4 protein-coding genes are annotated in these 5,444 nt (G+C 64.6%); all 4 read right to left on the minus strand.

What is annotated here, in order from left to right; genetic code table 11:
* Window positions 1–140: 140 nt before the first annotated feature.
* The 4 genes from GGQ89_RS19560 to GGQ89_RS19575 all read right to left on the minus strand — a co-directional run bounded on the left by GGQ89_RS19560 (window position 141) and on the right by GGQ89_RS19575 (window position 5,302).
* Window positions 141–584, minus strand: a complete 444-nt coding sequence (locus GGQ89_RS19560) for a hypothetical protein (protein WP_184107143.1) — start codon at window positions 582–584, stop codon at window positions 141–143.
* Window positions 571–2,352 (minus strand): site-specific integrase, encoded by a 1,782-nt coding sequence (locus tag GGQ89_RS19920; RefSeq protein ID WP_240456262.1) that lies wholly within the window; start codon window positions 2,350–2,352, stop codon window positions 571–573. Before GGQ89_RS19920 ends, GGQ89_RS19560 begins: the two co-directional genes overlap by 14 nt.
* A 44-nt stretch (window positions 2,353–2,396) precedes the next feature.
* Window positions 2,397–4,025 carry a site-specific integrase gene (locus GGQ89_RS19570; protein WP_240456261.1) on the minus strand — a complete coding sequence of 543 codons (1,629 nt, stop codon included), beginning with the start codon at window positions 4,023–4,025 and terminating at the stop codon, window positions 2,397–2,399.
* A 143-nt stretch (window positions 4,026–4,168) separates the two neighbouring features.
* Window positions 4,169–5,302: a tyrosine-type recombinase/integrase gene (locus tag GGQ89_RS19575; protein ID WP_184107147.1), complete on the minus strand. Its 1,134-nt coding sequence runs from the start codon at window positions 5,300–5,302 to the stop codon at window positions 4,169–4,171.
* Between the last annotated feature and the right edge of the window lie 142 nt (window positions 5,303–5,444).

The following is a 5,444-nucleotide window of genomic DNA, read 5'->3' on the forward strand; positions in this document are numbered from 1 at the left end:
GTAGGTAACATCGCAAGTGTCCTTGTCGCGGGCGGCGCGGGCGAGGGTGCTGTAGAACGATACCTCCGCCATCTTCACTGCGGCGAGCAAAGCCCAGGCGGGGGTCGACTGGATGCACGCACAGCAGCCGGCGCTGCAACTCAGCGCTGCGGCGTAATTGGGATTGCGGCGGGTGCGTCCGGCATCCGCCGTAGGCTGCCGGCGAGCCGGTCCTCGGCCGTCCTCGCGCGATGAAGCAGCGTCAGGTTCTCGCTCGCCAAAAGACGCTTCTCTTCCGCATGACGGCGCGCGGCTGCCCTCAGGTCCGCCAGATCGGATTCAAGCTCGGCGATGCGCGCTGCCAGATCGGTCGCCGGTGTTGGGCCACCCGCCGCCGCCTCGATCTCGTCGAGGATGTCGCGATGGGTCGTGTAGAGCGGATTGCGGCTACGCCCAGCCTCGCGCGCGACCGAAGCCGGGCTGATCCGCACGACGCGCCCAGCATGATCGGCATGCCGCCCTTCGCCGCGCACAAGTCTGGCGAGTGCAGCCCGGTAGCTCCTTGCGACCGCGTCAGATCGGCGCAACGCATCAGTTCCCCTCATATTGCCCTCCGATCTTTGCCAGCACGCCGTCGCACTGTTCGATCGCCTCGGTCAGCACCGCCGCTGTCATCGCTCCGGCTCGGGGAAGCAGGGCAGCATTGCGCGCACGCCGATCTCGCCAGTAGCCGGCATGCTGCTCCTCAACGACCATATTCGCGCACGACAGGCACACCGCTGGCGCCCTCCCGGCTTCGCTCGGCCCGGCCTCACCGCCGCAGCGCGCCGTTTCCTGCTGGAACACGCACCAGCCATAATCGCAGGCATGCACCCGGAGATCGGTCTCCGCGAGGATAAATGCGATATAGTCGCGCCGGACCTGCTCACCGGCACGGCCGCGGAACCGGACATTGCCGGCAACGATACGCTCCCCCATCCGGCCACCAAGGCGCTTGCTGGTCAGCATTTGATCGAGCGCTGCGGCGGTTTCGGCGCGGCTCTCATGGTCGATAAGGCCGTGCAGATCGAAGTCGTTCCCCACATAGCTTCGGGCCGTCATCGCGACCGACGCATGCTTGAAGTGCTCGGCCAGCCCGAGAAGCTGTGATCGATCCCGCCGTGCCACGAACCGAGCGAAGGTCTTGCGGAACTGGTGCGTGCTGAACGACCAAGGCTTTCCTTCATGTTCGGGCACGCCGACGTGCCGCGCGAAGTCGTTGATCCGCCAACCGATGTGCATGTGGGTCACCGGCACGATCTCGCCATATTGCGTGTTCTTGACCAGGAAGATTTCATCGCGTCCCGACGCGGCACGCAGCGGGGCGCTCAGCTGTTCGAGCAGATCGACGGCCCGCACCACCGGCGCGGGGGCAACCCAGCGTTCCTCCCGCCCCTCGGGATGGTCTACCGTCTTGAACAACCGCGCCACCACATAGGCCTGATCCACGCCGGTCTCGCCGATCGGGCGGTATTCGATCGCCCCGACCTTCATCGACAGGATCTCGCTCACCCGCATCCCGACGAAGCCCGCGATGACGATGTAGCAGGCTTCGACGAGGTGGCATGCGGCGTGACGGACGGCGTAAGCGCCATCCAACTTGTCCCCCAGCGGTCCCGTCAGATGCGCTTGCCGCAGCGCCCTGCGCACATAGTAGGAGGCTTGGCGGGAGATGCCGGTAGCGAGGCCGATGGCCCTGGCTCGTAAGCGGATCGTTTCAGCCTCGATGATCGTCTCGCCATGCTCCTCCACCCAGCGCAACGCTTCGCCAAGGATCGCGACGGCGACCTCATCCGGGATGAACGGGATTGTCCCTTTGGTCGCGCGCGTGACGCCCGCCGCCTCGAAGGTCGTGTCCAACGGCAGCGGATCGACGCGCGGAGCATCGCTCAGCTTGGTTCTTTGCCGATAGAGATCCTTTATGGCGAGCAGGTAGTTGCTCACCGTGCTTGGGCTGACCCGCGCCTTTCCATTGCGGGCGGGACGACCGCGCAACCAAACGCACAGGCGATCGACAGCGCTCGGGTCGATGTCGGAGAAGCGGCGCAGCCCCTCGATCGCCATCCACCCGATCAGCGTGCGCAGAATCAGGCCTTTCATATGAAGCGACGCGAGCGATGATCGCTTTCGTCCCGCTGGCGGATCGACGCGCATCGACCAGAGGAAGTGCTTCGCGGCATGGATCAGGGCCGCGCGCTCCCCGATGCCGATCCTCGCATCCTTTGGCATCGCAACGACCCAGCGCAGCCGGTTCTGATCGGCGCGGCGACCCGACGTCCTGATGTCGAGGCGCCATTCGTCGTCGCCGAATCGGCTCCAGGGCGAGACGGCCATATCTTCCCAGGCCGGCGCCCCCGCCCTCGTTTGTGGCCGCACGCTCATTCGATCGGCGGCAGCACGGGCAGCGCACGGTCGACCGCTGCATCATGCAGCGTGTCCGGGAAGCGCGGCAGAATATCGCGTTCGAGGATCTCCAGTTTGGGGGCATAGAGCAGCCGCCAACGACCCGGCACCATCCCGTTTCGCGCGTCGATCAGCGCCGATCGCGTCGCGTTAAGCCGAACCAGCATCTCCACATCGAGCGGGATGACCGCGTTCTGGCAGGTGAAGCACCCCAGCCAGGCCGTGCAGAGTTGGCCCGCACGCTGGCCTTCCGCCGCCCCACCCATCGGATCGGCGCAGATGAAGCCCGAGGCCGACGCACGGCGAACGTCGACGTCAGGCTGTTCGGGTATTTCCGCATCCGGCTCCCCCCGCACGATCTCGACGAACCGGGCCTGCAAGGCGCCAACGGCGATGGCTTGGGCTTGTCGGACGAGCGGCCGATCCACATAACGCTGCGTGGTGTCCGGCGTCGCATGGTTCGCCAGCGCCTGGGTTTTCAGGATATCATGGCCCAGCCTCTCATGCGCCAGCGTCAGCCCAGATGCCCGAAGCGCGGCGATGCTCAGTTGCAAGGGCCTGCCCAGATCGTCTCGCAGATCGTGACGCTTCACGAAGCGCCGGACATGCGCCGATACCAGATAGTTCGGTATCACGCCGACGATCCGCGAGCTGTTCATATTGTCGATCAGGAACAGGCGGTCCCGGTCCTCGGGCCGCGCATGCGGGATGAGCGCAGCCGTCATTGCCAGCACTTGCTCGATCAACGTCGGGACCGAGAAGCTCTTATCCTTGAGGAAGCTGCGCCGTTGTTCGCGGCTCGAGCGCCCTTTGCTCCAGGTGACGAGCACGCGGCCGTCAAGCAGGAGGTGCTCGCTCATGCAGTCGCGACGAAGCAAGCGCAGCGCTTCGGCATTGGCGTAGGTCTGCGCGCCGATCGCGATCATGTAGGGCACGATCGTTTCCGGCATCATGTAGAGATGAGCCGCCACCTTCAGATTGGCGCCATGGCGCAGCATCGCGAAGTGAAGGCGCCACAGTTTCGCTCCCGGCTTCGACATCACCCGCGTCGGTGGCACGATCCCGCCGAACCGATCGCAGATTATCGCAAGCAGAACCCCGATATCGTCCAGATCAAGCCGCGCCAGATCGTCCTCAGCCGCGATCGCGGCACGGTCGAGGCGCGCAAGCGCCGCGCACCCAGCCTGGAACACCGCCCAGCTGGCAGTGATATCGGCGCGGGCTGCGGCTAGCACGCGCTCCATCTCGTTTCGGCTCAGCACCGCTCGAGGCGGTGTCTCGGCATTCTTGCGTGGGAAGGCGTTGAACGGGATATCAAGGTCGGAGTGGGTCAGCTCGGGCCGGTTTCGCTGCAACCATGCGATCAACTGCTTGATGCACGACCATGCCCCATGTCTCGTCGCCTTCACCCAGGGTTTGGTATCGAGCGATGCGATGAACGCGCGCAGCACCGCTGTATCGACGTCACGCATCGACGTGATTGCATCATCATGTTCCTTGATGAACGAGAACCACAGGGGAAGCCGACGATAGGTGCTGATGCGAGTTGACGCTGCTTTGTCGCCAAGATGATGTCGGAACGCCAGCGCCAGCTCGGCCGCCATCGGCACTTTTCCGAACATTGTAAAATCGAACGAACGCTTGAGCGTGCCGTCTGCTTGTACGAAGTTGACGACGAGCGTACCGGGCTCGCTGATCAGCGGGATCGGCGATGGTGCGACCCGATAATTCTTCCGGCGGCGTGCCACTACAGCAGTGCCGCATAGAGATCATCGACTGAGGATTCGATGATCGAGAGGTCGGTTGCGACGACGCGGAGGTAGATCGCTGTGGTCGCAAGATCGGCGTGCCCCATCAACACCTGCAGCGCGAGCAGCGGATTGAGGTCCGGATGGGTTTGTGCCTCGCGCTGCAGGAACCTCAGCATCGCTACCGCGAACGTGTGGCGCAGCGCATGGAACGTCGCCGGTACGCCTGCGCCGTCTGCCGCCGCTTTGAACATCGCGCCAACCCGCCGGGGCGTCATCGGCTGCCCCCTTACGGTCAGGAACAGCGCGTCAGGGTCAGTGGGCCCAGCGCGAGCTTGCATTTTTCTAACCGTGACGGCGCGCTCCTCCCGCACATAAGCCCACGTCCGATCCAGAAGCGTGGGCGGCGGATAGATGACGCGGGCTTTTCCGCCCTTTGTTGCGTCGATTCGCACCGGCATCATCGGTTCGGCGCAGGCCTTCGGAAGAAGGCGGAGTTTCAACCCGGCGATCTCCATGCGCCTTATCCCGGTCGTGACCGCCCATTCGACAACGAGCCGGTCCCTGACCGGCATTTCCGCTATGATCCGCCGGATCGCCGACGGCGCCAGCGGACGCGGCAGCATCGTCACATGGCGCACGGTCAGCTCGTTGACGCGCTCGCGGCCGCCACTCGCATCGATATGAGCGAAGAAGCCTGGCGGGCGGCTTCGCGACAGTGCGACGTCGCTTGCCGTAAACGGCGTTCGATCAATCAGGCCGGTCCCGGCACACCAGTGGTAGAACCGGGCGATGGTGCGCAACCGGCCATTGATCGTACTGCGCGCCAGCGGCTTTTCGTCGTCATCAGGTGGATGCAACATATTGTCCCGGTATGCTGCGATCTCACCAGAGCCGACACTGTCCCAGCGCCAGTCATTCGCCTCAATCGTCTGCCACCAGTCATAGAGCGCTTCGCCGTAGGTGCGCCAGGTCTCGGGGCTGCGCGTCCGCCCACGCACCAGCGCGACATGCATCAGCCAGGCACAGGCCGGCTCGATCAGTCGCATTTTCGCGTCGAGCAGCATCGGCACGCCCAGAACCGATGAGCCATCGGGCCTGAACGTTTCTGCCGAGAACAACAACTCCGCCATACCTCTCCTCGATCGCTGCCGAATGGGGTGGGCCCTCGGGCCCACCCCATTCGGCGAAGAAGGAGAGTGGGGCCTGTGCAGGGTGTCCTTCTGGATAGCCCTGAAAGGACAGAAAGGACATCCTGTGGGCAGGACCTAACAT

Source organism: Sphingomonas yabuuchiae (assembly GCF_014199595.1).
Classification (GTDB): Bacteria; Pseudomonadota; Alphaproteobacteria; order Sphingomonadales; family Sphingomonadaceae; genus Sphingomonas; species Sphingomonas yabuuchiae.